Origin of the sequence: Lentzea sp. NPDC042327 (assembly GCF_040647275.1) — a bacterium.
GTDB lineage: Bacteria > Actinomycetota > Actinomycetes > Mycobacteriales > Pseudonocardiaceae > Lentzea.
Map to the genome: position 1 here is coordinate 81,385 of NZ_JBEZBX010000020.1, position 23,945 is coordinate 105,329.

Genomic DNA, 23,945 nt, shown 5'->3' on the forward strand with positions numbered 1-23,945 from the left:
GGAAGGAGTGCTGCGTCACGTCTGCCTGCCTAACTCCAGGTGGAACGAATCTGGAAGCGAAAACTCTCTGCGATCGACCTTAACGAAGGCGGGCGGCGTCAGATGCCCGACACCGCCCGCGTTCGCTCAGGGCTGTATTTCCGGCGTTCGCCGCGTCACGCGGCGAGGGCGCCGAACTACTCCGCGTCCTCTTGGGACTTGGTCTCGCCGAAGAGCTCGTCGAGGTCCAGCTTCTCGCCGCTGGTGTCGCTGACCGTCGCCTGGCGCACGACGCTCGCGAGCGCCTTGCCGCGGCGGACGTCGGCGAAGATCGCGCCGAGCTGGCCGGACTGCTGCGCGCGCTTGACGTACTCGTCGGGGCTGATGCCGAAGCGCTGGGCCTGGTAGATGATCCGCTCGGTCAGCTCGCCGTCGGACACCGTGACCTGCTCGGCGTCGGCGATCGAGTCGAGCACCAGCTGCGTCTTGACGGCCTGCTCGGCGGCCTTGCGCAGCTCGGCGTCGAACTCCTCCTCCGACTGGCCCTGCTCCTCGAGCCACGCGGCGAACTTCGCGTCGTCGTGGTCGAAGGCGTGCACGGCGTCGTGCTTGCGGGCGTCGATCTCGCCCTGGACGATGCCCTCGGGCAGCGGGACCTCGGTGGTCTCCAGCAGCGCCTCGAGGACCTTGTCGCGCGCCTGCACGCCCTGCTGCATCTTCTTGACGCGGCCCAGGCGGGTCCGCAGGTCGGCCTTGAGCTCGTCGAGCGTGTCGAACTCGCTGGCGAGCTGCGCGAACTCGTCGTCGAGCTCGGGGAGCTGGCGCTCCTTCACCGTGTTCAGCACGACGGTGACCTCGGCCTCGCTGCCCTCGTGCTCACCGGCGACGAGCGTGGTGGTGAAGGTCTTGGTCTCGCCCTCGGACGCGCCGACGAGCGCCTCGTCGATGCCCTCGACGAGCTGGCCGGAACCGATCTCGTAGGACAGGCCGCTGGTGCGCGCCTCCTCGACCTCCTCGCCGCCGACGGTGGCGGACAGGTCGACGACGACGAAGTCGCCGGTCTGCGCGGGGCGGCTGACGCCGGTCAGCGTGCCGAAGCGGGCGCGGAGCTCGTCCAGCTGCGTGGTCACGTCCTCGTCGGCGACCTCCTGCTCGTCCACGGTCACCGCGAGCTCGCCGAACGCGGGCACGGTGATCTCGGGACGGACGTCGACCTCGGCCGTGAACTCGAGCGTCGCGCCGTCCTCGATCTTGGTGACCTCGAAGTCGGGGCGGCCCAGCGTGCGCACCTCACCGGCGTTGACCGCCTCCAGGTACTTGGCCGGGATGGCCTCCTGGATGACCTCGTCCAGGACCGGAGCGCGGCCGATGCGGCTCTCCAGCACCTTGGCGGGGGCCTTGCCGGGGCGGAAGCCGGGGATGCGGACCTGCTTCGCGAGCTTCCGGTACGCCTGGTCGAAGTTCGACTTGAGCTCGTCGAACGGCACCTCGACGTTGATCCGGACCCTCGTCGGGCTCAGGTGCTCGACGGTGCTCTTCAACGTGGACTCCTCGATACGAACAAGAACGTGCAGACAGCCGGTACCGCCACTCGTGGCGCCCGGATTCCCAGCGAGTCTAGGCGAGGCCCGCCGTGTGACCGCCGCCACCCCGGTTCCGCGCCCCGCGGGACCGGCCGGCAGCCGTCGCTACCCTTCTCCGCACACGGCCGGTTCGTGCCGTTCTGGGGGCTTCACCCGATCATCGGGAGTTCGACGTGCACAGTGCTGTCAGCAGACTTCTCGCCATCACCGCCGCCGGCGCCGTCCTGGGAGCGGCCGCGGTCGCACCCGCGTCGGCGGGCACCCCGGTCTTCCCGCAGGTCGCCACGGCGTCCGCCTACGCGCTGACCGTCAACGGCCGGACCGAGGGCCTCAGCCGCACCTGGCTCCCCGGCGACGAGCCCGCCGGGTTCCGCGCGGACGAGGTCGTGGTCGGCCGCACCGCCCTGCACCCCGGCTGGGGCGTGCACCTGGCCGACGAGGACGTGGCGCCGCAGCTGCCCGAGTCCGCCGTGGTCCTCTACGCGGGCCCCGGTGACAGCACGAACCTCAAGGCCGAACGCCTCGCCTCGATCGCGCTCACGGACTCGCGGGGCCCGTTCCTGGCGTTCGCCGAGATCAACCGCACGGCGTGGTGCACCACCGACCCGGACAGCTACAACACGGTCAGCGAGATGTCGAACCTCGCCCTGCACCTCCGCGACGCGGCGGGCCGGATGGTCAAGGCGCCGGCCAACGGCATCGGCGTGCACACCCTGACGGGCGTCGACGCGGGCGACTCCGCGACCCCGGACGGCGCGCAGCGGACCACCACGGTCGAGCTCCGCGGCGCGCAGCGGGCGTCCATCCTCGAACCGTGGCGCAGCGAGTTCCCCCACACCTACGAGTGGGCGGACGGCATCCGCCTCACCGTGACGCAGCAGCTGGGCACCGAACCGCCGGTCGTCTACAGCTTCCTGCTCGGCGGCGGGGCCTGCGGCGCCTGATCCGCACCTCCGCCCACAACGCCGTCACCTCTGCGAGGTGGCGGCGTTGTTTGTTCGCCTGGCGAAAGGATCACTGAAAAGAGTCGGCCCGCTACGGCCTGTCGCAGACCACCTCTCTAAAATCACTCTTTCGGCGGAAACCCCCTTTCGCGACCGATCAAGATGACTCCATTAGCACCAATGTTGCGGCCAAGGGGGACAGGTAGCGTTACGACCCTCGCACCATCCGTAACAGGACCACGGGAACGAACGAGAAAAAGTCGTCGCACCGTTTTAATCCGAGGATCCGCCTGATGGAGACACGCCAGCTTCTCGCGTTCACGACCGTGGTTCAGACAGGGAGCTTCACCAAGGCCGCAGCCACGCTCAACTGCTCGCAGCCGACCATCACGACCCGCATCAAGGCCCTGGAGGAGGCACTCGGCGTCGTGCTATTCCGACGCCTGCCGCGGGGTATCCAGATGACCTCCGCAGGCGTGGAACTGCTCCCGTTCGCGCGAAACATCATCAACCTCACGGAAAAGGCCCGAAAAGCCATCACGATGAACGGCGAGCCGCACGGCAAACTCGTCATCGGTTCCGCACAGAGTTTGACCGACTACCGTCTGTTACCGCTCATCGAATACATGTGCTGGCGCTACCCGAGCGTCCAACTCTCGCTCCACTCGCGCAACGCCCTGAACAACCTGAACTCGGTGCGCGACGGCCAACTCGACTGCGCGTTCTTCATCGGCGCCATCGAGCCGCGCGAGGGCCTGGAGACGACGGTGCTGTGCCCGGAACCGCTCGTGGTGGTGGCCGGCCCGAACCACATGCTGACGCAGCGCCAGTCCCTCACGGAGGACGACCTCACCGGCAGCACGCTGATCCGCGCCGAGAACGGCGCCGCCTACCACGACCTGTTCGAGAGCTCCCTCGCCTTCGACGAGACGCGGGCCCCGGTCCTGGAGCTGGACTCGATCGACGCGGCGAAGCGCGCCGTCTCCTCCGGCCTCGGCATCGCGCTGATGCCGGAGGTCACCGTCGCCGCCGAGCTGGCCGACGGCAGGTTGGTCCGCTTGCCCTGGTCCCCGAACTTCCGCGTCTACACCCAGTTCGGCTGGCGCCAGGACAACTCGACGAACCCGGCGGTGACCGCACTCGTGTCGGCGGCGGCCCAGGTGGTCAGCGACCAGGTGGCCTCGCTGACCTGACCGTCCCGAGCGCAGGACCTCGCCCGGTGGCGGCCGCGCGCCGTCCACCGGGCGAGGCTGCCCTCAGGCACTGCCCGGTGCCACCCCGGAGCTCCCCCGCACCACCAGCTCCGGCAGCACGTCCTCCACGTCCGTCGGCACCGCGCCGCCCAACACCGCGAGCAGTGCCCGAGCCGCCCGTGCCCCGAACGCGAACGTGTCCCGCGACAGGGCCGTCAGCCGCCCGTGCTGGCACAGGACCGAGTCGTCCCAGGCGACGATCGACAGCCGTTGCGGCACCGCCACCCCCAGCGCACCGGCGACCTCGGCCCCGGCCACCGCCATCACGTCGTTGTCGTACACGATCGCGGTGGGCGGTTCGGCCGCTCCCAGCAGCTCCCGCGTGGCCGAGGCCCCGGACTCGGCGGTGTAGTCCCCGTACACCACGACACCGTCCACGACGGACGAGGAGAACGCCGCGTCCCGCCGCACCGTGTGCAGCAGCGACGGCAACCCGGCCACGCGCGCGATCCGCCGGTGGCCCAACGACTTCAGGTGCGACACGACCGACGTCATCGCCGCGTAGTCGTCGGCCCACACCGAAGCCAGCGCTCCGTGGTGCCCCGCGCCGCCGACCACGACCGCCGGCATCCCGAGCGACGACATCAGCTCCACCCGCGGGTCCGACACCAGCAGGTCGACGAGGAACACCCCGTCGACCCGGTGTTCGGCGAACCACCGTTCGTAGAGCGCGATCTCCTCGGCGCGCGACGACACCACCTGCAGCAGCAGTGCGCATGACATCTCCGACTGCATGCCGGCGATCAACTGGAAGAAGAACGCCTCGTCCCCCAACGCGCGCGGTGGGCGCACCAGGACCAACCCGACCGCGTCGGCGGAGGCGGAGGACAACGCGCGCGCGGTCGCGGAGGGGCGATAGCCCAGGGACGAGGCCACGGCCAGCACGCGGGCGCGGGTCGTCTCGGACACGCCGGAGCGGCCGTTCAGCGCCAGTGACGCGGCGCCCTTGGACACGCCGGCGGCCGCCGCGATGTCCTTGATCGTTGGCCTCTTCACCGCTGCGCACCCTGTCCGGAACGAGACAACAAGACGATCGGAGGCTAGCCGCAGATAAACCGGTTTAGCTAGGGTCCGCCAGCAAGGAGGTGGCTGTTGATGAAGAGGCGCACGTTCCTCGCGGGCCTGGCGGCGGTGCCCGTGGCGGGATGCGGACTGTCCGGCACACCGAACACAGGCTCATCGGCGTCGGGCCAGGTCACGGGCGAGATCACGGTCCAGACCTGGTCCCTCAAGCCCAAGTACACCAACTACGTCAACGGTGTCGTCGACGCTTTCCAGAAGCGGCACCAGGGCACCACCGTGAAGTGGGTCGACCAGCCCGCGGACGGCTACCTGGCCAAGGTCATGGCGGACGCGAGCGCCGGGAGCCTGCCCGACGTCATCAACGTCCCGCCGGACCTCAGCTTCCCGCTCGCCAAGGCGGGGCAGCTCGTCAACCTCGACGAGAACCTCAAGGACGCCAGGCAGGAGTACCTGGCGAACGCCTGGCAGGCGTTCGAGATCCCCGGCAAGGGCGGCTGCTACGGGTTCCCCTGGTACCTCAACACCGGGCCGATCTTCTACAACAAGGCCCTGTTCCAGCAGGCCGGTCTCGACCCGAGCAAGCCGCCGACGAACTTCAAGGAGCTTGAAGTCACGGCCCTCAAGCTCGCCGAGAAGAAGATCGCGATCCTCGGCCAGACCCCGAGCATCGCCGACTTCGGGCTGTACGGCGTGAAGCTGTTCGAGAACGACAGGTTCACCTTCAACGAACCCAAGGGCGTCGAGTTCGTCGAGAGCTACAAGCGCATGTACGACGCGGGCGCGCTCATCCCCGAGGCGCTCACGCAGAACTACACCGGCGCCGGCGCGAAGTTCATGGCGCAGCAGACCGCGATGAACCCCGGCAGCGCCTACGACCTCGGCAAGTTCAAGACCGACGCGCCCAGCCTCCACGCGAACATCGGCATCACCACGCCCATCACGAACACGGGCAGCGCCAACATGTTCCTGCACGGCGTCAGCGTGCCGAAGAGCAGCAAGAACCAGGCGACGGCACTGGCTTTCGGCCGGTTCCTCACCAACGCCGAGAACCAGGTGGCGTTCGCGAAGCTCGCCTCGATCTTCCCCAGCACCAGCAGGGGCGGCGACGACCCGTACTTCACCACCGAGGACGGCACGGACGAGGCACGCGTGCGCGTCGCCGCGGCCAAGCAGCTCAAGACGGCGGTGAACTACACGCCGGTGCAGTTCAGCGACCAGATGCGCGAGGCGCTGCTGCAACAGCTCGCGGACGCCATGCTCGGCAAGAAGTCGCCGAAGCAGGCACTCGACGACGCCGTCACCGAGTGCAACCGGCTGCTGAGGTGACGCACCGCCCGTACACGCCGTGGCTGTTCCTGGCGCCAGGACTGGCCATCTGCTCGCTGTTCGTGATCTTCCCGTTCCTGAACATGATCGTGCTCGCGTTCACCGACGCGAGCGCACTGGGCGGCGGCACGTTCACCGGCGTGGACAACTTCGTTCGGATGGCCCAGGACCCCAGGTTCTGGGCCGCCGCGCGCAACAGCCTGCTGTACATGGCGGGCGTCGTGCCCCCGCTGGTGCTGCTGCCGCTGCTGGTCGCGGTGCTCGCGCAGAAGGTCGTGCCGGGCATCGGGGTCTTCCGGACGGCGTTCTTCACGCCGGTGATCGCGTCCACGGTCGTGGTCGGGCTCATCTGGACGTGGCTGCTCGACAGCCGCGGCCTGGTGAACAGCGTGGTCGAGGCGCTGGGCGGTGACCGGGTCCCGTTCCTGACCGACTCCGGCCTGCTCCTCGTCAGCTCGATGGTCGTCACGGTCTGGCGCGGCCTGGGCTACTACATGGTGATCTACCTGGCCGCGCTCGCGAACGTGCCGAAGGACCTGCACGAGGCCGCGATGGTCGACGGCGCGGGACCGGTCAGGAGGTTCTGGTCGGTCACCGTGCCGAGCCTGCGGCCGACGATGGTGCTGGTCGCGGCACTGAGCGCGGTCAACGGGTTCCGCGTGTTCTCCGAGATCTACCTGCTGTCCGGCGGCACCGGCGGGCCGGGCGGGGCGAGCACCACGCTGGTGATGCTCATCCAGTCCACCGGCCGCGGTCTCACCGGCGAGGTCGGGTACGCCTCCGCGCTCAGCGTGGTCCTGTTCGTCGTCCTGCTGGGGCTGCTGCTGGTCACGCTGAAGCTCAACCGCAGGGAGGACCAGCTGTGAAGCGCTCCCACGTCCTCCTCGGCCTGCGCTACCTCGGGTTGCTCGCCATCCTCGCGATCAGCGTCGGACCGTTCCTGTGGCAGTTCGCGACGAGCATCAAGGGGCCCGGTGAGGACGTCTTCGTCCCCGACTTCATCCCGGACGACCCGACGTTCGCGAACTACGCGGCCGTCGCCGACGTGGTGCCGGTCTGGTCGTTCGCGCTCAACTCGCTGGGCGTGGCGAGCGTCAACGTCGTCACGAACTGCCTCGGCGCCGCCATGGCCGGCTACGCGCTGGCGCGGTTGCGGTTCCGCGGCCGCCGGTTCGCCGCGGTGGTGTTCGCGAGCAGCATCCTGGTGCCGTTCGAGGCGATCATGATCTCGCTGTTCCTGGTGATGCGCGGGTTCGGGCTCACGAACACGCTCACCGCGGTCGTGCTGCCCGGTGCGGTCGCCGCGCTCAACGTCCTGTTGCTGCGCAACGCCTTCCTCGCCCTGCCCGCCGAGGTGGAGGAGGCGGCGGTCATCGACGGCGCCAACGCGTGGCAGCGCTTCACCCGCCTCGCGCTGCCGTCGGTGAAGGGCACGCTGGTCGTGGTGGCGCTGTTCTCGTTCATGTTCAGCTGGGACGACTTCCTGTGGCCGCTCATCGTCCTGAGCGACCAGGAGAAGTACACGCTCACCATCGGCCTGGCGTACCTCCAGGGCACGTTCGTGCAGAACCAGCGGCTGGTGGCGGCGGGCACGATCATCGCCGTCGTCCCGCTGGTCCTGCTGTTCCTGTTGCTGCAGAAGCACTTCTTCCGCGGAGTGGGAGAAGGCGCGATCAAGGGCTAAACCCGAGGAGTTCAACCTTGCGTTTCGGCGTGAACTACACCCCGTCCACCGGTTGGTTCCACCACTGGCTCGACTTCTCGCTGGACGACGTGAAAGCGGACTTCGCGGCGATCGCCGGGCTGGGGCTCGACCACGTGCGGGTGTTCCCGCTGTGGCCGGTGTTCCAGCCCAACCGGGGCCTGGTCCGCCCGAAGGCGGTCGAGCAGCTCGGCCAGGTGCTCGACGCGGCCCGCGAACACGGCCTGGACGTGCAGGTCGACGTGCTGCAGGGCCACCTGTCGAGCTTCGACTTCTACCCGTCGTGGGTGCAGACCTGGCACCGCGCCAACATCTTCACCAACCCCGAGGTGATCAGCGGGCAGAGGCTCTACGTCCGCACGCTCGCCGAGGCGCTGCGCGAGAAGCCGAACTTCCTCGGCTTCACCCTCGGCAACGAGGTCAACCTGCTCACCGAGTCCAACCCGTGCACGCCCGAGCAGGCCGGCGAGTGGATCGATGCGCTGCTCGCCGAGTGCGCCGCGGCCGCGCCGGACCACCCGCACGTGCACTCCGAGTACGACGCCGTCTGGTACGAGAGCGAGCACTCGTTCCTGCCGGAGCACGCGGCCAACAAGGGCGCGATGACGACCGTGCACTCGTGGGTCTTCAACGGCACCGCGCAGCTCTACGGCCCGATGTCGCCGGAGAGCGTCCACCACGCCGAGTACCTGGTCGAGCTCGCGAAGGCGCACGCGAGGGACCCGCGGCGGCCGGTGTGGTTGCAGGAGGTCGGCGCCGCCCAGCCCGAGATCAGCGCCGAGCAGGCGCCGGAGTTCGCCGAGCGAACGCTTGCGAACGTGCTGACGTGCGCGGACCTGTGGGGCGTCACGTGGTGGTGCTCGTTCGACGTCGACCGCGCGCTGGTGGACTTCCCCGAACGCGAGTACGAGTTGGGGCTGATGACCACCGGACGCGAGGTCAAGCCGCTCGGCGAGGTGATCGCCCGGATCGCAGGGGAGACGCCGCCCGCGCCGGCCGAGCGCACGCCGATCACGCTGCACGGCGACCGGCCCTCGTGGGGTCCCGGTGGCGCCTTCTTCGAAGAGTGGATGGCCCTCGCGCGCACGGGTGTGCGGGCCTCGATCGAGTTGGGGAACTGACATGCACGACGAACGCGCGCTGCTGGAAGAACGCCTCAACCGCACGCTGAAGGAACGCATCCGCCCGGCGGTCTACGGCGAGACCGCGCCGCTGGAGCTGGCCGTGTGGACCGTGCCGGACGAGCCGGTGCCGGTCGCCGAAGCCCTCGCCGCTCACTACGAACCCGCGCGGGTCGGCGACGACTGGGGTGCGCCGTGGAGCACCAGCTGGTTCCGGCTGACCGGCACCGTCCCGGAGGCGTGGCGGGGCGAGCAGGTCGAGGTGGTGCTCGACCTCGGTTTCACCCACCCCGGCCCCGGTTTCCAGTCCGAAGGCCTCGCCTACACCGCCGACGGCGTGCCGATCAAGGGCATCGAGCCGCGCAACACCCACCTGCCGGTCGAGGGCAGCGAGGTCCGCTACTACCTCGAAGCCGCGGGCAACCCGACGATCCTCGACTTCCACCCGTTCCTGCCGACCGCTTTGGGCGACAAGGACACCGCGGGCACCGAGCCGTTGTACAAGATCCGCAAGGCCGAGCTCGCGGTGTTCCGGCCGCAGGTCTGGCACCTCATGCTCGACATCGAGGTGTTGCAGGGTCTGATGGAGGAGCTGCCCGAGCACGACCCGCGCCGGCACAAGGTGCTGCACGCGCTGGACCGGGCGATGGACGCGCTCGACCTCAACGCGGTCGCGGAGACCGCCGCCGACGCCCGTGACCGGCTCGCCGGCGTGCTGTCGATGCCCGCCACGGCCTCCGCGCACAAGGTCTCCGCGATCGGCCACGCGCACATCGACTCCGCGTGGCTGTGGCCGCTGCGGGAGACGGTCCGCAAGTGCGCCAGGACGTTCTCCAACGTCACGAGGCTGATGGACGAGTACCCGGACTTCTACTTCGCGTGCTCGCAGGCCCAGCAGTACGCGTGGATGAAGGAGCACCACCCGCACGTGTGGGACCGCGTGCGCGAGAAGGTCCGCAGTGGGCAGTTCGTGCCGGTCGGCGGCATGTGGGTCGAGTCGGACACGAACATGCCCGGCGGTGAGGCGATGGCCCGGCAGCTGGTGCACGGCAAGCGGTTCTTCCTCGACAACTTCGGCGTGGAGACCGAGGAGGTGTGGCTGCCGGACTCGTTCGGCTACAGCGCCGCGCTCCCCCAGCTGATCAAGCTGTCCGGCTCGCGCTGGTTCCTCACGCAGAAGCTGTCGTGGAACCAGGTCAACCGGTTCCCGCACCACACGTTCTGGTGGGAGGGCATCGACGGCACCCGGATCTTCACGCACTTCCCGCCGGTCGACACCTACAACTCCTCGTTGAGCGGCGAGGAGCTCGCACGGGCGTCACGCCAGTTCGCCGAGCACGCCAAGGCCTCCCGGTCGCTGGTCCCGTTCGGCTACGGCGACGGTGGTGGCGGCCCCACCCGCGAGATGATGGAGACCGCGCACCGGGTCGCGGACCTCGAAGGCTCCCCGACCGTGACGGTCGAGCCGCCGCGCGACTTCTTCCAGGCCGCGCAGGACGAGTACCCGGACGCGCCGGTGTGGGCGGGCGAGCTGTACCTGGAGAAGCACCGCGCCACCTACACCACGCAGGCCAAGACCAAGCAGGGCAACCGGCGTTGCGAGCACCTGCTGCGCGAGGCAGAGCACTGGTCGACCGCGGCTGCGCTCCACGGCGCCGAGTACCCGTACGACGACCTCGACCGGTTGTGGAAGACCGTGCTGCTGCACCAGTTCCACGACATCCTGCCGGGCAGCTCGATCGCCTGGGTGCACCGCGAGGCCGAGGCGACCTACGCGCGGGTGGCGGCGGAGCTGGAGCAGCTCACGACCCGTGCGATCGACGCGGTCAAGGGCGACGGCTCCGCCGAGGTCGTCTTCGACGTGTTCGGCGGTGACGCGCCCAGGCCGTTCGTCGCGCCCGTGGACGGCGTGCTCGACAACGGCCGCCTCCGCGTGACGGTCGGCGGCGACGGCGTGATCACCTCCGTCCTCGACCTGGAGGAGCAGCGCGAGGTCCTGCCGCCGCGCGGGTGCGCGGGCCTGCCGCAGCTGCACAAGGACAACCCGAACCAGTGGGACGCCTGGGACATCGACCCGTTCTACCGCAACTGGCGGTCCGACCTGGCCCCGACCGGACGCGTCGACGCCGCCGACGCCGTGGTCGTGCGCACCGAGTTCGGCGACTCCGCGCTCACCCAGACGATCCGGCTGCGCGAGGGCTCCAAGCAGGTCGACTTCGACACCGAGGTCGACTGGCAGGAACGCGAGAAGCTGCTCAAGATCGCGTTCCCGCTCGACCTGCGCGCCGAGGTCTCCACCGCCGAGACCCAGTTCGGCCACCTGCACCGGCCCGTCCACACCAACACCTCGTGGGAGGCGGCGAAGTTCGAGATCTGCGCCCACCGCTTCCTGCACGTCGGCGAACCCGGCTACGGCGTCGCGGTGGTCAACGACTCGACCTACGGCCACGAGGTCACCCGCACCACCCGCGAGGACGGCGGGACCACCACGACCGTGCGCCTGTCCCTGCTGCGCGCGCCCCGGTTCCCCGACCCCGAGACCGACCAGGGCCACCACCGCTTCCGCTACGCCCTCGTGCTCGGCGGCCTGCCGGAGGGCGTGGACGCGGGCTACCGGATCAACCTGCCGCCGCGGACCGTCCAGGGCTCGGCCGCACCGCAACCGCTGGTGCGCACCGGCAACCCGGCGGTCAGGGTCGAGGCCGTGAAGCTGGCGGACGACCGGTCGGGCGATGTCGTCGTCCGGCTCTACGAGGCGCACGGCGGTCGTGCCCGCGCCTCGATCAGCACCTCCTTCGCCCATCGGGACGTCCAGGAGACCGACCTGCTCGAACGGCCACTGGGTGCCGCGGGCGCGGAGGTGGTGCTGCGCCCGTTCCAGGTGATCACCCTGCGGTTCACGAGGTAACGCGCGCGCTGCGCCGGATGGGGCAATTCGGCCGGAACGTGCAACGAACACCCCATCCGTCGCGATCTAGGGTCGGGGTACCCCTGCCATCAAGGCCGGGGTCTGGGGACTTGGGGGAACTTTCGCATGCCTTCCTGGAGATCAGCGGCGGTCGCGGCCGTCGCCCTGGTCGGGGTGCTGGTGCCCGGTGTGGCACACGCGGCACCACCGACCAACGACGACTTCGACACGCCCACCGTGATCAACGCCCTGCCGTACGTGACCGAACAGGACACGACGTCCGCCACCAAGGCGCTCGACGACCCGTACGACTGCACCGGTTACGTCGCAAGCGGTTCGGTGTGGTTCAGCTACACCGCGACCGAGGACGGCCTGCTGCGGCTCAAGACCGAGGGCAGCGGCCGAGACCTGGTGGTCACGACGCTCACCGGGCCGCGGCACGAGCTGCGCCACGTCGACTGGTACTCCGACGGCTGCAGCCGCAGCCGGACCGACCCGGTCACGTTCCGCGCGACCGCGGGCGAGACCTACCACTTCATGGTGACCGGGCAGAACGTGACCGGTGGCGCGCTGAAGCTCGCGCTCGACCGGATCTCCCCGCTGGCCAACGACGACTTCGCGAACGCGCAGCCGGTGACGTTGCCGTTCTCCACACCCGGTCCGGACTTCTCGCTGGCCTCCGCCCAGGACGCCGAGCCGTACGCGGCGGCCTGTCACAGCTCCGAGGGCCGGCCGTCGGTCTGGTACTCCTACACGCCCGCCCAGGACCAGTCAGTGGTCGTGCAGGTCAAGTCGAGCGGCGGCAGCAGCCCGGTGATCAGCGTCTTCGACGGCGCCGCACTGGGCGGGCTGGAACTGCGCAAGTGCACCGGGACGTCCGCCTACAACGGCAAGGCAGTCGGCCTCACGGGCGGCAAGACCTACTTCTTCCAGCTCGTCAGCAGCGCCGGCGACGACTCCCGGTTCACGCTGGAGCTGAAGGAAGCACCCGCGTTCACGACGAACCTCAGCTACTCCACCACGTCGGGTGGTCCGTCGGTCAACGACACCATCCCGTTCCGGGTCTACACCGGCAACGACTTCGACGACCCGGTGCTGACCGAGTGGGACTTCGGTGACGGCACCACGCTGCCCGCGAGCGAGGAGACCGACCGGAACCACCGGTACACCAAGGACGGCGTGTACACGGCGGCGATCCGCTCGACCACGTCCGACGGCCGCGTCTCCACCGACACCGTCGAGGTCACGGTCAAGACGCACGACGTCGGCATCACCAAGTTCACCGTGCCCACCTCGGCACGGGCCGGGCAGCAGAAGCAGATCACCGTGCAGGTGGGCAACACCCGGTACCTGGAGCAGGCCACGGTGAGGCTCTACAAGCACGACGGCGAGTGGTGGCGTGAGGTCGGCGTGCTGAAGCTCGACGTGCCCGCGCACCCGACGCGCAAGGTGAGCTTCCCGTTCTCCTACACCTTCACGCCGGAGGACGCGGTGACCGGCAAGGTGACGTTCAAGGCCGAGGTGAAGCTGGAGTACCCGGTGTACGACGCGAACACCGGCGACAACGAGGTGATCGCGATCGCGACCACCGTGCGTCCCGCACTCGCCGCCGCCGCCGTCCTGAACTGATCTGGGGGGATCATGAGACTGTCCATCAGAACGCGTGCGCTGGCCTTCGGTGCCGCGGCCCTGCTCGCCCTGTCCGTGCCGGGTGTCGCGCACGCCGCACCGGGCAACGACGACTTCGACACCGCTCTTGACGTCACCGCACTGCCGTTCACGGCCACCGTCGACACCACCGGTGCCACCAAGGCCGCCGACGACCCGAACGCCTGCAACTACTGGGGTACGGGGTCGGTGTGGCTGCGCTACACCGCACCCGCCGACGGCTTCGTCCGGCTGGCCACGCACAGCGAGCGGTACGGGCCGTTCTACGGCGTCTTCACCGGCGAGCGCGGCGCGCTGACGCCGGTCGAGGGCGCCTGCACCGCGAACGGTCCGAGGGACGACACGTTCGCGGTCAAAGCGGGCACGACCTACCACGTGATGGTGGTCGACTACTACTCCGGCGGCGGCCCGGTCCTGATCGACTTCCGCGGCGTTCCCGGCCTGTCGAACGACAACCGCGCGAACGCCGCGGCGGTCGCGGTGCCGAGCAGGCACGACGTCGACCTGCGGCGCACGACGGCGGAGCCGGGCGAGCTGTCCGCGAGCTGCGACCCGGCGGCGACGCAGTCCGTCTGGTACCGCTACGCCCCGACCAGCAGCAGGTTCGTCCAGGTCCTCGCCAGCGAGGGCGCCGTCAGCGTGTACCGCGCCGCCGACCTGTCCGAAGTGGACTGCGTGTCCACGGACGACAACGAGCGCAACGGCATGCGGTCGGTCTTCTCGGCCGAGGCCGGCGAGTCCTACCTGGTCCGGGTGGCGGAGACGCCCGCGGACGCGGAGCCGGCGTTCGTGGAGTTCAGCACCGCTGCGCCGCTGCGGCCGTGGCTGTCGCCGTACCCCAACAACCCGACCATCTACACCGACGTCGAGTTCGTGCCGTCCGCGGGTGAGCAGCGGCCGTTGGTCAGCGGCACCGTCTACTTCGGCGACGGCGGGTCGGCGCCGATCGTGCCCGGTGAGCGGATCAGGCACCGGTACGCGAAGGACGGTGACTACTCGGTCTCCGTGACCGCGACGACGTCCGACGGCCGCACCGGCAGCAGCGTGCCGGAGAAGCTGACGGTCGAGACGCACGACCTGGCGATCACCGCCCTGTCCGTGCCGGAGGCGGCACGGGCCGGCCAGACCAAGACGATCAAGGCGTACGTGGCGAACCCCCACCACGACGGGAACGTCAAGGTCACGCTCTACAAGGTCAGCGCGAACGGCGCCCAAGGCCAGGAGATCGGCTACACCCTGCAGCGCGTGGCCGCTTCACCGACCGCCCGCACCGAGTTCGTGTTCGCGTACACCTACTCCGCCGCCGACGCCGCGGCGGGCCAGGTGACGTTCCGGGCGGTGGCCTCGTCCCCCGACTGGTACCAGGACGCGAGGCCCGCGGACAACCAGGCGCAGGCCACGACCACGACCGTGCGTCCCGGTACGACCGCGCGCGTGAGCTAGCACGCCTCAGGCGCCCGGGTGGAACCCTTCCACCCGGGCGCTTTCGGCTGAGTAAGGGGTCTCGCGGCGCAGCCTTGGGTGATCGTTCGATGTGAGGGGCCATCCCTCAGGGGCAACCTCGGTCTCGTCAACGAAGCGAACTGAGGAGCTGGTTCAGGTGGAGTGGACGCCCGAGGCGATCAAGGCCGAGATGGACTACCGGCAGGCGGCGCTGCGCGAGGACGCCCGCCGCGTCCAGGAGTACTACCGCAGCGGTGGCCGGCCGCGGTCGTGGTGGCACCGCATGACGCACCGCCACGAGCCTCAGGTGCCCAACGGGCACCAGGCCGCCTGATGCGTGAAACGGGTCGTGGGTGGTTCCTCTCGTCCAGGAACCACCCACGACCCGTGTCGGTCGTCAGGCCTTCGGCAGCCGGGCCTTGACCTTGTCGCCGTTGGCCTCGACCCCTCAGCCCTCGCCCCGCGTCCACCACTTCTCGTCAGGGCCGGAGATGTCCTCGACGCTGAGCCTGCGCACGGAGTTCGCCCGCCGCAGTCGCGCGGTGAGCTGGTCCTTGCGCTGGGCGAGGCGGCGGTAGACCTCCAGCGCGGGCGTCTCGTCCCGGCCCTGCCGGCGTTCCCGCGTGCGCCAGTTGCCGAGGAACTCGAGCGCCAGGTCGGCGAGCGCCTGCCCGGCGTGCGCGGTCAGCACGTCGCCGGGCGCGGCGAACGTGCCGGCGTGGAAGGCGAGGTTCCGCGTGGCGTAGAGCCATTCCAGCAAGGCCGCGGCCGTGTCCTCCTGCTCCTGCAACCAGTCCGCGAGGGCGTTCGAGTCCGCGAGCCGCGACCGCCACAGCTCCACGAGGTCTGGCACCAGCCCGCCCTCGCTCTCCGCGAGCGCGGTGACGGCGTCCTGCGCGGCCTTCAGCCGCTCGTTCGGCCGGGGGTGCCGGACGAGCACCTCCAGCCACGCGTCGACGGACCTCAGGTGGTGCTTCACCCCGGTCGTCGGCACGTGCGCGTCGAGCGGTGCCCTCAGCTCGCGGTCGTGGTGGGTGACGACGACGTGCAGACTGACCAGGTGCTGCCGCAACACCTGCAGCGCGCACGCCTTGGCCAGCCAGCCGATCCGGCTCGGGTCCAGCCCGGTCGCCTCCAGCGCGCTCCACGCGAGCCCCGCGGCCGCCATCGGCGCGTCGACCTGCCGTGCCAGGTTCGCGACCCGCATCGCCGACCGCAGCTCACCCGGCCAGTACGGGGTGAGCGGGTAGGCGTTGCCGACCGTGCGCTGGTGCTCCCCGCCGCGGGTCACCCGCCCGGTCGGCCCGCTGACCTGCCACACCGGCGCGATGTCGAGCTCCGTCAGCCGCTCCCCCGCCGCGTACTGGTCGAGCGCCTCGCTCAGCACCCGCCTGCCGAGCACCGCCGCGGTGTGCGCGTCCGCGGCCGTGACCGGCAGCCGGACCAGCGCCGACGAGCCGGTGACCACGTCCTTGAGGAAGTCGTCCTTCGGCAACCTGCTGCGGTGCAACGGTTCCTGCCGCGCCCCCGGCAGCAGCTCGTCGAGGTGCCGCAGCACCCTGGCCCCGCGCACGACCAGCGCCACCACGTGCCTGCGCGGCAGCGGCCACAGCACCTGCGCCAGGTCGTCCGGTTTCTTGAGGAACCGCAACAGGTCGGTGCGCAGGTGCCGCCCGTCCCGCCCGTGGTCGGCCGTGACCACCGCGACCTCGGCGATCATCCTGGCCCGCAACGGCAGCTCGACACCGTTCCACAGTGGAGCGAGCCACCGCTCGACCGCGGCCCTGAGCGCCTCGGGGTCGAGCTTCGCGGCAGCCGCGGCCGTGACGGCGGGGTCGAGCTTCTGCCCGTCGGCGGCGATGGCGGCGTCCACGTCGAGCAACGTCCGCCGTGCCTCGGCAAGCTCCTCCGCACCGCCGTGCGCGTAGGCGGGCGCGGCGGCGTCCATCACCGTGACGGAGGTGCTGATGATGCGGCGCAGCAGGTTCCACCGCGGGTGGTCCTCGGCGGCGTGGCTGGCAAGGGCGGTCTGCGCGCGTTGGACGGCCAGGAACGCACTGCCCAGCCCGGCGACGTGCTCGCCGAGGTGCGCATCGGGGTCGAGCGCGCGCAGCACGCCCTGCAGCAACGCCCGCTGGCACCGGCTAAGCCCGGCGTCGTCGAAGGCCTGCCGCAGCCGGGCGTCGAGGTACTGGTAGCGCACGGACCGGACAGTAGTGACGTGGAGAAACGCTTTTCGCGGTCGTCAACCATCGGCGCCTCCGCCGACACCGCCCACGTGGAACACCTGCTGGCCGACCGCGCGGACGCGACGTACGTGGCGCGGGTGCTGGCGACGTGGGCCAGCCGCTACCTGCGGGGGTGGAGAAGGCGAAAACCCGCAGCGGCGAGCGCTGCGGGTTTTCGGCAACCGATCGGGGCGACAGGATTTGAACCTGCGACCCCGCTCCCAAACAAGGTACGGCCACTCCCCCGACCAGCACCCCGAAACATCACCGCAGGTCAAGCCGTCGGTCTGCATCGGCCTGACTCGGCAGGAACTGCTCTCTCGTGGGAGAACGTCTCCCGAAATTCTCCCACGGACCGAGTTCACACCGTCGAACCAAAATTGGCTGGCGTCACTGATTCTGGTGGTGTTCCAAGAAGCTAGAGTCGACCGTGATTGGCCCGGTCAAACGCCATGCCCGCTTCTCGAACGCTAGTTCGCCGGTCACCGTGAACGGGAGCTTCTCGCGGTGGGCGTAGATGGCCCACTCGTAGTCTTGCCCGCTGAGCGGCACGTGGACCTTGCGGGAGCGGCCGTTGACTTCGGTACTGAGGACGATCATGGTCTCTTCTTGATCGTCCTCTTCTTCACGAGTCAGCGATCGGACTCTGCCGATCAACGTCTCCACTCGAGGAGGCTCTTCACGGCGGATCAGCCGCTCTCGGACCCTCGGCAGACCGGCCATCGCGTCACGATCTACAACGATGCGAGAGGCTGGCACCTCTGGGGCGGGGAGCGAGGTCGACCAGTCGAACGACAGGTCGAGCTCGCGGAGCGTCCCCGTGTCCGTCAACTCCTGCAGCGAAGCGACAAGGTTCGCGCTGAGCCCATGCTCTGCGGCGTGCTCGATGACCTGCGGGTCAGGTTCCAACGAGAGGCTCTTCGCCGTGTGCAGGCCTGTGGCCAACGTTTGCATGACGAGACGCGGGAAGTTAACCGCTGGCGCATCGTCAGTGTGAACTGGCGCTGGCTCGCCGAGACGCGCTACGACCGTGAAGACGAAGCTTCCGCGTTTGGTGTGACCGAGGCGGACGTCGTCATCGAGGAACTCGTTGACGGTCGCGGAGCGCTTCCCTCGATGGGAATGCGTCGGGTCGTACGCCGTGGTCGCCGCTGCCTTCACCATCTTGTAGAGGCTTTCCAGCGCGTCATGTGCTTGTCTGAACGGTAGGGTGCCATCGGTCATCACCTGGTCGAGGCGGACGTAGAACAGGTCCGCTCGAGTAGCCAGGATCTTCTGGACGAGCTCGTCTGCGTCCCAGTCGTAGACGTCGGCCAGCATGAACAGCGTGTCCTTGAAGCGAGGACCGAAGTCGGCGTAGTTCGTGGCTAGCGGCAGCATGATCCTGGCGTCGTCCCCCAGCCGCCAGATCTCCTTGACATGGGGAACCTCAAGCTCGAGTTGCCACTCGTTGGCGGCGAGGTACTGGTGCACGGTGGCTGGCTGAAGTTCGGTGAAAAGTTCACTGATGGAGTCAAGCTTCACCACTCACCTCCGTCGCCGATCCTCTGCATGATGCCCTTCAAACCCTCTACATCGAAGAGGTTACTTCTCGGTAGCTTCACTGTCTTGCTGGCGACGCCATCTGCGATGTCACCGAGCTCACTCGCGTACTGCCAGTACATGCGACTGCGGGTGAGCAAGTGGTCGTCAGTCACGTGGAGCACCGGCTCGTCGGCCGGGATGACAAGGATGCCCAGAAGCGCGGGGATGTACCGGTCATCGCCCACAAGTTTTAGAAACGGTTTGCGCTTCATCTGCCACGACACCTCGTCTTCACCGACCACATCCCGCTGCGTCGTGCACTTGAGCTGCAGCTCGAACTGCGGGCAGTAGAAGCGCCTGTACCTGGCCGAGGAAGCCACGGTGATGTCAACACCGTCGTAGTCGGTGGTGTGGTCTTTGACGTAGAACCCAGCCGCCGCCGCGACCATCCTCACGAAGGCGATGTGGAATTGCTCTTGACGTGCAGTTGGAGGCAGTCCTCCATCCTGCACCCCCTCAATCGCATCCTGCTCGTCTCCGTCCATAGGCTCCCTCCCCGCTCGGTGGCGGAACGGCAGCACACTAATGCGAACAAGATCGACATTCGGGAAACCTCGCAGTAGTCACCCAAACGGAGGAATAAGATCAATCTCAGAGGTCAGCTTCAACCTGCTCGCAACCGTAACCGAGCGCAGACATGATCAGCGGAGATCGATCGCAAGCTGTGGATAACTTGCGATCTTCAAGGAGGTGATCCACGCCGATGGCGCACCGTGATGATCCCAAGAAAGACCCCGCGTTGCGGGCAACACTCGAGGAACTGCTGACGATCTGGGAAGACCGTCCATCTGCACTCGCGTCGGTTGGGCGAGGACGAAAGGTCACGCCGGCCAGACTGGCGGTCGTGCTAAGTCTCGCAGCTCACACGCACCGGCTGACACGGGCCGCACTGCTCCTCAGCGACGCCGGCGCGGACTTGGAGGCCGTACCGCTGGTCCGCGGCGCCTTGGAACATGGACTGACCACCCAGTGGATCAGTCAGTACGAGGACGCAGCTGTGGCGGGATTCGCCAACGAGCACGAGCGGCAGCGACGGAACTTCGCGAGGACGCTTCTAGAGAGTGGCTTGAGAAACGCCGAGGAGGTGGCTGCGGTGCTGGACAAGCCGCCAGCGTTCGAGCACTCATCGGCTGATGGCGCTGCCCGGTCGTTCCAGCAACTTTGCGGAGATTTCGCGCCGCTTGGGCCCCAGCTATACGCGCTCTATCGGGTCCTGTCTGGCCTGACGCACGCCGGGCCTGCCATCGTGGATTCCTACCTGCGCCCAGGCGAGCACGTTGTGGTCAGTGTCGAGCCCAACAAGCCCCTGAACGACAACTCGCGCATGTGGATCTTAGGCGTGAGCTGCATGTGGGCCTCACGTGCAGCAGACATGCTGGATCGCGATCGCCCGCACCGCGAGCGGCTTCGCGCTATCGCACGCCAACTTGGCACCGCACCCGTGCTCAAGTTGCATCCTGACGCTTGGATCCGTCGTGCGTCTGCCGACCGCCAGGCTCGGCTTCGAGCACGTGCTGCAGTCGTGGCGCAGCCCGACGGCGCCTAACCGGCGCGTACCTCATCGGGTAAGGGCCGGTGGGGCGAACTCGTCGGCCTGGAGACCGAGTAAGCCCAGCTGCGGTCGATCCGCGTGCAGTGGTAGCTGTACGAACTGGACACGAGCGAGTTGCACCGCTGCCCACCCAAGGACGACTCGTACCGCGACATCGACATGCTGGCGTTCCTGTCGCGTCTCATCTCCGACCACATCGCCCGCACCGGCCCGAAGCCGTGCCTGCCACAGCCGGACGTACGTGTTCCGCAGCCTGGGTATGGCGAACGGCGCAGCCCGTCGACCAGGCGCAAAGCTCGTCGACGTCGCGCGTCGGGCCGACGTGTCCAGCGGCACCGTCTCGAACGTGCTCAACCACCCGGACCGCGTTGCCGAGGCGACGCGGTTGCAGGTGGAGAAGGCGATCGCCGAGCTCGGCTTCGTCCGCAGTGCACGCGACGGGGAGACGGCGGCTCACTGGCGCCGAAACGGGTTCGCGACGTGGCTGTTCCAGCCTGCGGTGATGGGCTGGTTCCGAAGAAGGCGCCGCACAATGCCCGGCCGGTTCCGGTGCTCAGCGAGCCGTGGCCTGGAGTGCCGGCGCGCGGCCGCAACGCGGGCGGGCGGGCGGGCGGCCTAGACTCGTGCTGGGTGCCGATTGCGAAAGGCTTTACGCCGCACGGGATGCGACACTCGCACAAGACGCTCATGCGAAGCGTGGGCACGCCGCCGCCGCTGATGGATGACCGGCTAAGACACCTCGACGGCTCGGTTCAGGCGCGCTGCGACCACACCACGAAGGAGATGCGCGTCCGACTGCTCGACGACCTGACGGCTGCGTGGGAAGCGTCGCTGGACGCCCGGTTCGCGGTGAGCCCGCGGTCGCTGGTGGCGGCGCTGGACGAGCTGCTGCGGGCGCGGGCCCGGAAGGTCAACGAGCTGGCTCGAGACGACGTCCGCCGGGTGACTCAGGGGCTGGCGTAGTGATCTCCGAAACCATGATCGTCTCCCCAGATTCTCCTCAGAACCCTTGGGAGACAAGTCAGGGCCGGTCCCCTATCCGGGAAACCAGCCCTGTCCTGCGCTTTCAACCGTCGGGGCGACAGGATTTGAACCTGCGACCCCCCGCTCCCAAAGCGGGTGCGCTACCAAACTGCGCCACGCCCCGGTTGCACCAAGCTTACCGCCACCCGCTAAAGTATCGATCGCAGCCCCGACAACGGGCGGCAAGCGGGCGTAGCTCAATGGTAGAGCCCTAGTCTTCCAAACTAGCTACGCGGGTTCGATTCCCGTCGCCCGCTCGACACGAAGGGCCGAGTGCACCCGCACTCGGCCCTTTTTCGTGATGCGACTCACATCGAGACGATCCCGACCTGCGTGCACCGCGCTCACCGCCACGCCCCCGCCCGGCCTGGCCGCAGGCCCCGAAAACAACGATCTTCGCCATGGCCGCGGAGGTAGGCTGCGCGACTGGGCACGAGAGGACCTGGTGGAGACGTGAGGCTGGAACAGATCGTCATCGACAGCAACGACCCGGCGACGCTCGTGCGGTTCTGGGCGGAGCTGCTCGGCGGTGAGCCCGTCGAGCGGGCGCTCGGGTGGGCGCACGTGGAGCCGCCGGGCGGGGTGCGGATGTCGTTCCAGCCGGTGCCCAAGCGCAAGGACGTGAAGAACCGGCTGCACCTCGACTTCCAGGTCGACGACATCGAGGCCGCCGTCGTGCGGGCGGTCAACCTGGGTGGCACGCGCGAGGGCGTGGTGCACACCGACGAGCAGGGCAGCTTCCAGGTGATGCGCGACCCCGAGGGCAACGAGTTCTGCTTCGTGCGCGACTAGCGCAGGTTCGTCCAAAGGCGATCACGAGTGGAAGGCCCGCCAGAGCGCCTCACCGAAGCGGACGGCGAGCACGACGAGCAGCACGCCGATCGCGAAGCTGATGAGGCACCGCACCACGAGCAGGAGCTTGGCGCCCTTCACCCCGACATGATTGACCGTCGCGCGCCAGGAACAACAGGGTCCAACGGGACCAATACCATCGCGGGGTGACCGACTGCCTGTTCTGCCGCATCGTCGCGGGTGAGATCCCGGCGACCGTCGTGGCCGAGACCGACACCACGCTCGCGTTCCGCGACATCGACCCCAAGGCCCCGACGCACGTCCTGGTGATCCCCAAGGAGCACCACCGGGCCGTCGGCGACCTCGATCCGCTGCTCGCCGGGCAGGTCCTCGCGACCGCGCACCAGGTGGCGAAGGCCGAGGGCGTCGACGGGTCCGGCTACCGGCTCGTGTTCAACACCGGGCGCGACGGCGGCCAGACCGTGTTCCACGTGCACTGCCACGTGCTCGGCGGGCGCGGCCTCAGCTGGCCGCCGGGATAGCCATCGCGCGCACGAACGCCGCGTCGACCGGGTTGCCGTGGCCGGGCACGACGATGCGCGGGCCGAGCGCCAGCACCCGGTCGAGGACGTGCCGCCAGTTGCCCGGCGTCGCGTCCGGACCGGCCTGCGCGGGAGCGCCCTCCTCGACCAGGTCGCCCGCGAAGACCACGCCGGCGTCCGGCACGTGCACGACCACGTCGTGCGAGGTGTGCGCGGGACCGAAGTGGTGCAGGTCGACCCGGCGGCCGCCGACGTCGAGCGTGGTGCTGTCGCCGAACGTGTGCGTCGGCGCGACGAGCCTGCCCGTGAACGGCTCGTCGTAGTACCGGGCGCGGCTTTCCAGCAGGCTCTCGTCGACCACGCAGTCCTCGTGCGCCCACACCTCGCACGGCAGGAACGCCTCCGTCGCGAGCACGTGGTCGAAGTGGTTGTGCGTCAGCACGATCCGCGACGGGCTCAGCCGCTCGGCCAGGCCCTCGTCCATGCCGGAGTCCACCAGCAGCGAATCACCCGATCCAGTGATCAGGCCGAGGGTGAGGTCCAGCTCGGCGTGCCGGAGCACGAACACGCCGTCCGCGATCTCGATCACCGGAAGACCCCTTCCACCAGCTGCGGCACGACCCGGCTGACCCCGAGGGCGACCGCCAGCTCGACGTCGGCGGCGTGCCCGTTCCCGGTCAGCTCCCGCCCCGACCCGCACTCCCGCACGGCCCGCACGACGTCGGTGTGCGTGAACGCCGTGATCGCGAGCTCCGCCTCGGGCGAGGCCTGACCCGCGGGCAGCCGGCTCGCGAGCGCCGCCAGCACCGCGCCGGCGCCCAGGTGGTCCTCGACGCACGGCCGCAGCGGGCCGAACTCGCGCGGCCCGGTGCCCAGGACGTCGAGGCCCCAGCGCTCGCCACCGGGCACCACGCCGACGACCTCGCCCAGCTGCGCGGCGCGTTCCGCGACGGCCTCGGCGTTGCGCAGGCAGGCCGCCAGCACGTGCGCACCGGTCGTCGCCGCGAGCGAGCTGAGGTTCGACCCGTTCGGCGACGGCAGCTCCACCAGCCCGGTCGCCCCGGCCAGTGACGCCGGTCGCGGCGTCCGCCCGGACTCCGGTCCCCAGCGCGACGGCCGGACCTGTCCCCCGTTGCCGACGACCAGGTCCACCGATGTCGTGAACGACAGCACGTCGACCACCACGAGCACGTCGCAGCCCTTGAGCGCGTCGATCCCCTCTGGTCCCCACTCCAGCCGCAGCCGGTACCCCTCCTGGCTGAACATGGGCACCA

General features: G+C 69.2%; 22 protein-coding genes and 2 tRNA genes. 16 read left to right on the top strand and 8 right to left on the bottom strand.

Annotation, left to right across the window (positions count from 1 at the left end):
* Window positions 1–176: 176 nt before the first annotated feature.
* Complete coding sequence (gene tig / locus AB0A63_RS35825; RefSeq protein ID WP_360399496.1) at window positions 177–1,520, bottom strand: trigger factor; 1,344 nt, start codon at window positions 1,518–1,520, stop codon at window positions 177–179.
* Between the two features lie 215 nt (window positions 1,521–1,735).
* Here tig and AB0A63_RS35830 point away from each other — a divergent pair, with 215 nt between their 5' ends.
* Complete coding sequence (locus tag AB0A63_RS35830; protein ID WP_360399499.1) at window positions 1,736–2,506, top strand: hypothetical protein; 771 nt, start codon at window positions 1,736–1,738, stop codon at window positions 2,504–2,506.
* Between the two features lie 293 nt (window positions 2,507–2,799).
* On the top strand, window positions 2,800–3,699 hold the full coding sequence (locus tag AB0A63_RS35835; protein ID WP_360399502.1) for a LysR family transcriptional regulator: 900 nt from the start codon (window positions 2,800–2,802) through the stop codon (window positions 3,697–3,699).
* A 63-nt stretch (window positions 3,700–3,762) separates the two neighbouring features.
* On the opposite strand, the gene AB0A63_RS35840 is transcribed toward AB0A63_RS35835, so the two are convergent.
* Entirely contained in the window at window positions 3,763–4,755 is a 993-nt protein-coding gene (locus AB0A63_RS35840) for a LacI family DNA-binding transcriptional regulator (RefSeq protein ID WP_360399505.1), read from the bottom strand.
* Window positions 4,756–4,854: 99 nt separating this feature from the next.
* Between AB0A63_RS35840 and AB0A63_RS35845 the strand changes: the two genes are divergently transcribed.
* The 8 genes from AB0A63_RS35845 (at window position 4,855) to AB0A63_RS35880 (ending at window position 15,284) form a co-directional block, all read left to right on the top strand.
* Entirely contained in the window at window positions 4,855–6,108 is a 1,254-nt protein-coding gene (locus tag AB0A63_RS35845) for a sugar ABC transporter substrate-binding protein (RefSeq protein ID WP_360399508.1), read from the top strand.
* Window positions 6,105–6,974: a sugar ABC transporter permease gene (locus AB0A63_RS35850; protein ID WP_360399510.1), complete on the top strand. Its 870-nt coding sequence runs from the start codon at window positions 6,105–6,107 to the stop codon at window positions 6,972–6,974. Before AB0A63_RS35845 ends, AB0A63_RS35850 begins: the two co-directional genes overlap by 4 nt.
* Window positions 6,971–7,792: a carbohydrate ABC transporter permease gene (locus AB0A63_RS35855; protein ID WP_360399512.1), complete on the top strand. Its 822-nt coding sequence runs from the start codon at window positions 6,971–6,973 to the stop codon at window positions 7,790–7,792. The genes AB0A63_RS35850 and AB0A63_RS35855 overlap by 4 nt, the downstream gene beginning before the upstream one ends.
* A gap of 17 nt (window positions 7,793–7,809) precedes the next feature.
* On the top strand, window positions 7,810–8,931 hold the full coding sequence (locus tag AB0A63_RS35860) for a glycosyl hydrolase (RefSeq protein WP_360399514.1): 1,122 nt from the start codon (window positions 7,810–7,812) through the stop codon (window positions 8,929–8,931).
* A 1-nt stretch (window position 8,932) separates the two neighbouring features.
* Entirely contained in the window at window positions 8,933–11,839 is a 2,907-nt protein-coding gene (locus AB0A63_RS35865) for a glycoside hydrolase family 38 C-terminal domain-containing protein (RefSeq protein WP_360399516.1), read from the top strand.
* Between the two features lie 126 nt (window positions 11,840–11,965).
* On the top strand, window positions 11,966–13,468 hold the full coding sequence (locus tag AB0A63_RS35870; protein WP_360399518.1) for a PKD domain-containing protein: 1,503 nt from the start codon (window positions 11,966–11,968) through the stop codon (window positions 13,466–13,468).
* Between the two features lie 12 nt (window positions 13,469–13,480).
* The gene (locus AB0A63_RS35875) at window positions 13,481–14,950 is read left to right on the top strand and encodes a hypothetical protein (protein WP_360399520.1); all 1,470 of its coding nucleotides are present in this window, start codon (window positions 13,481–13,483) and stop codon (window positions 14,948–14,950) included.
* Between the two features lie 157 nt (window positions 14,951–15,107).
* The gene (locus tag AB0A63_RS35880) at window positions 15,108–15,284 is read left to right on the top strand and encodes a hypothetical protein (protein WP_360399523.1); all 177 of its coding nucleotides are present in this window, start codon (window positions 15,108–15,110) and stop codon (window positions 15,282–15,284) included.
* A 114-nt stretch (window positions 15,285–15,398) separates the two neighbouring features.
* Here the strand turns inward: AB0A63_RS35880 and AB0A63_RS35885 are convergent, their stop codons facing one another.
* The 3 genes from AB0A63_RS35885 to AB0A63_RS35895 all read right to left on the bottom strand — a co-directional run bounded on the left by AB0A63_RS35885 (window position 15,399) and on the right by AB0A63_RS35895 (window position 19,247).
* Window positions 15,399–17,153, bottom strand: coding sequence for a hypothetical protein (locus tag AB0A63_RS35885; protein WP_360399526.1), 1,755 nt, complete (start codon window positions 17,151–17,153; stop codon window positions 15,399–15,401).
* Between the two features lie 415 nt (window positions 17,154–17,568).
* Window positions 17,569–18,702, bottom strand: coding sequence for a hypothetical protein (locus tag AB0A63_RS35890; RefSeq protein ID WP_360399529.1), 1,134 nt, complete (start codon window positions 18,700–18,702; stop codon window positions 17,569–17,571).
* The gene (locus AB0A63_RS35895; protein ID WP_360399532.1) at window positions 18,699–19,247 is read right to left on the bottom strand and encodes a DUF4365 domain-containing protein; all 549 of its coding nucleotides are present in this window, start codon (window positions 19,245–19,247) and stop codon (window positions 18,699–18,701) included. The genes AB0A63_RS35890 and AB0A63_RS35895 overlap by 4 nt, the downstream gene beginning before the upstream one ends.
* Window positions 19,248–19,465: 218 nt before the next feature.
* Here AB0A63_RS35895 and AB0A63_RS35900 point away from each other — a divergent pair, with 218 nt between their 5' ends.
* From AB0A63_RS35900 to AB0A63_RS35910, 3 genes are all read left to right on the top strand, one after another.
* Window positions 19,466–20,308, top strand: coding sequence for a DUF5677 domain-containing protein (locus tag AB0A63_RS35900; RefSeq protein WP_360399535.1), 843 nt, complete (start codon window positions 19,466–19,468; stop codon window positions 20,306–20,308).
* Between the two features lie 247 nt (window positions 20,309–20,555).
* Window positions 20,556–20,933 carry a LacI family DNA-binding transcriptional regulator gene (locus AB0A63_RS35905; protein WP_360399538.1) on the top strand — a complete coding sequence of 126 codons (378 nt, stop codon included), beginning with the start codon at window positions 20,556–20,558 and terminating at the stop codon, window positions 20,931–20,933.
* Window positions 20,934–21,097: 164 nt separating this feature from the next.
* Window positions 21,098–21,277, top strand: a complete 180-nt coding sequence (locus tag AB0A63_RS35910; RefSeq protein ID WP_360399541.1) for a hypothetical protein — start codon at window positions 21,098–21,100, stop codon at window positions 21,275–21,277.
* A gap of 110 nt (window positions 21,278–21,387) precedes the next feature.
* Here the strand turns inward: AB0A63_RS35910 and AB0A63_RS35915 are convergent.
* Window positions 21,388–21,461: transfer RNA gene (locus AB0A63_RS35915), tRNA-Pro, on the bottom strand.
* Between the two features lie 62 nt (window positions 21,462–21,523).
* On the opposite strand from AB0A63_RS35915, the gene AB0A63_RS35920 reads away from it, so the two are divergent.
* The 3 genes from AB0A63_RS35920 (at window position 21,524) to AB0A63_RS35930 (ending at window position 22,671) form a co-directional block, all read left to right on the top strand.
* Window positions 21,524–21,594: transfer RNA gene (locus AB0A63_RS35920), tRNA-Gly, on the top strand.
* A 196-nt stretch (window positions 21,595–21,790) separates the two neighbouring features.
* A complete protein-coding gene (locus tag AB0A63_RS35925; protein WP_360399544.1) occupies window positions 21,791–22,129 on the top strand; it encodes a VOC family protein in 339 nt (112 codons plus the stop codon).
* 206 nt (window positions 22,130–22,335) lie between these two features.
* The gene (locus AB0A63_RS35930) at window positions 22,336–22,671 is read left to right on the top strand and encodes a histidine triad nucleotide-binding protein (protein ID WP_360399547.1); all 336 of its coding nucleotides are present in this window, start codon (window positions 22,336–22,338) and stop codon (window positions 22,669–22,671) included.
* Here the strand turns inward: AB0A63_RS35930 and AB0A63_RS35935 are convergent.
* Window positions 22,652–23,260 (bottom strand): MBL fold metallo-hydrolase, encoded by a 609-nt coding sequence (locus AB0A63_RS35935; RefSeq protein WP_360399550.1) that lies wholly within the window; start codon window positions 23,258–23,260, stop codon window positions 22,652–22,654. The two genes, AB0A63_RS35930 and AB0A63_RS35935, sit on opposite strands and share 20 nt — an antisense overlap.
* A complete protein-coding gene (locus AB0A63_RS35940) occupies window positions 23,257–23,937 on the bottom strand; it encodes a 2-phosphosulfolactate phosphatase (protein ID WP_360399553.1) in 681 nt (226 codons plus the stop codon). The genes AB0A63_RS35935 and AB0A63_RS35940 overlap by 4 nt, the downstream gene beginning before the upstream one ends.
* Window positions 23,938–23,945 lie beyond the last annotated feature (8 nt).

What these genes read in the sequence shown, in the direction of transcription:
- AB0A63_RS35940 (WP_360399553.1), bottom strand. Translation starts at nt 23,937, where the DNA reads ATGTTCAGCCAGGAGGGGTACCGGCTGCGGCTGGAGTGGGGACCAGAG.
- AB0A63_RS35865 (WP_360399516.1), top strand. Translation starts at nt 8,933, where the DNA reads ATGCACGACGAACGCGCGCTGCTGGAAGAACGCCTCAACCGCACGCTG.
- AB0A63_RS35845 (WP_360399508.1), top strand. Translation starts at nt 4,855, where the DNA reads ATGAAGAGGCGCACGTTCCTCGCGGGCCTGGCGGCGGTGCCCGTGGCG.
- AB0A63_RS35895 (WP_360399532.1), bottom strand. Translation starts at nt 19,247, where the DNA reads ATGGACGGAGACGAGCAGGATGCGATTGAGGGGGTGCAGGATGGAGGA.
- AB0A63_RS35910 (WP_360399541.1), top strand. Translation starts at nt 21,098, where the DNA reads ATGCGCGTCCGACTGCTCGACGACCTGACGGCTGCGTGGGAAGCGTCG.
- AB0A63_RS35900 (WP_360399535.1), top strand. Translation starts at nt 19,466, where the DNA reads ATGGCGCACCGTGATGATCCCAAGAAAGACCCCGCGTTGCGGGCAACA.
- AB0A63_RS35870 (WP_360399518.1), top strand. Translation starts at nt 11,966, where the DNA reads ATGCCTTCCTGGAGATCAGCGGCGGTCGCGGCCGTCGCCCTGGTCGGG.
- AB0A63_RS35835 (WP_360399502.1), top strand. Translation starts at nt 2,800, where the DNA reads ATGGAGACACGCCAGCTTCTCGCGTTCACGACCGTGGTTCAGACAGGG.
- AB0A63_RS35875 (WP_360399520.1), top strand. Translation starts at nt 13,481, where the DNA reads ATGAGACTGTCCATCAGAACGCGTGCGCTGGCCTTCGGTGCCGCGGCC.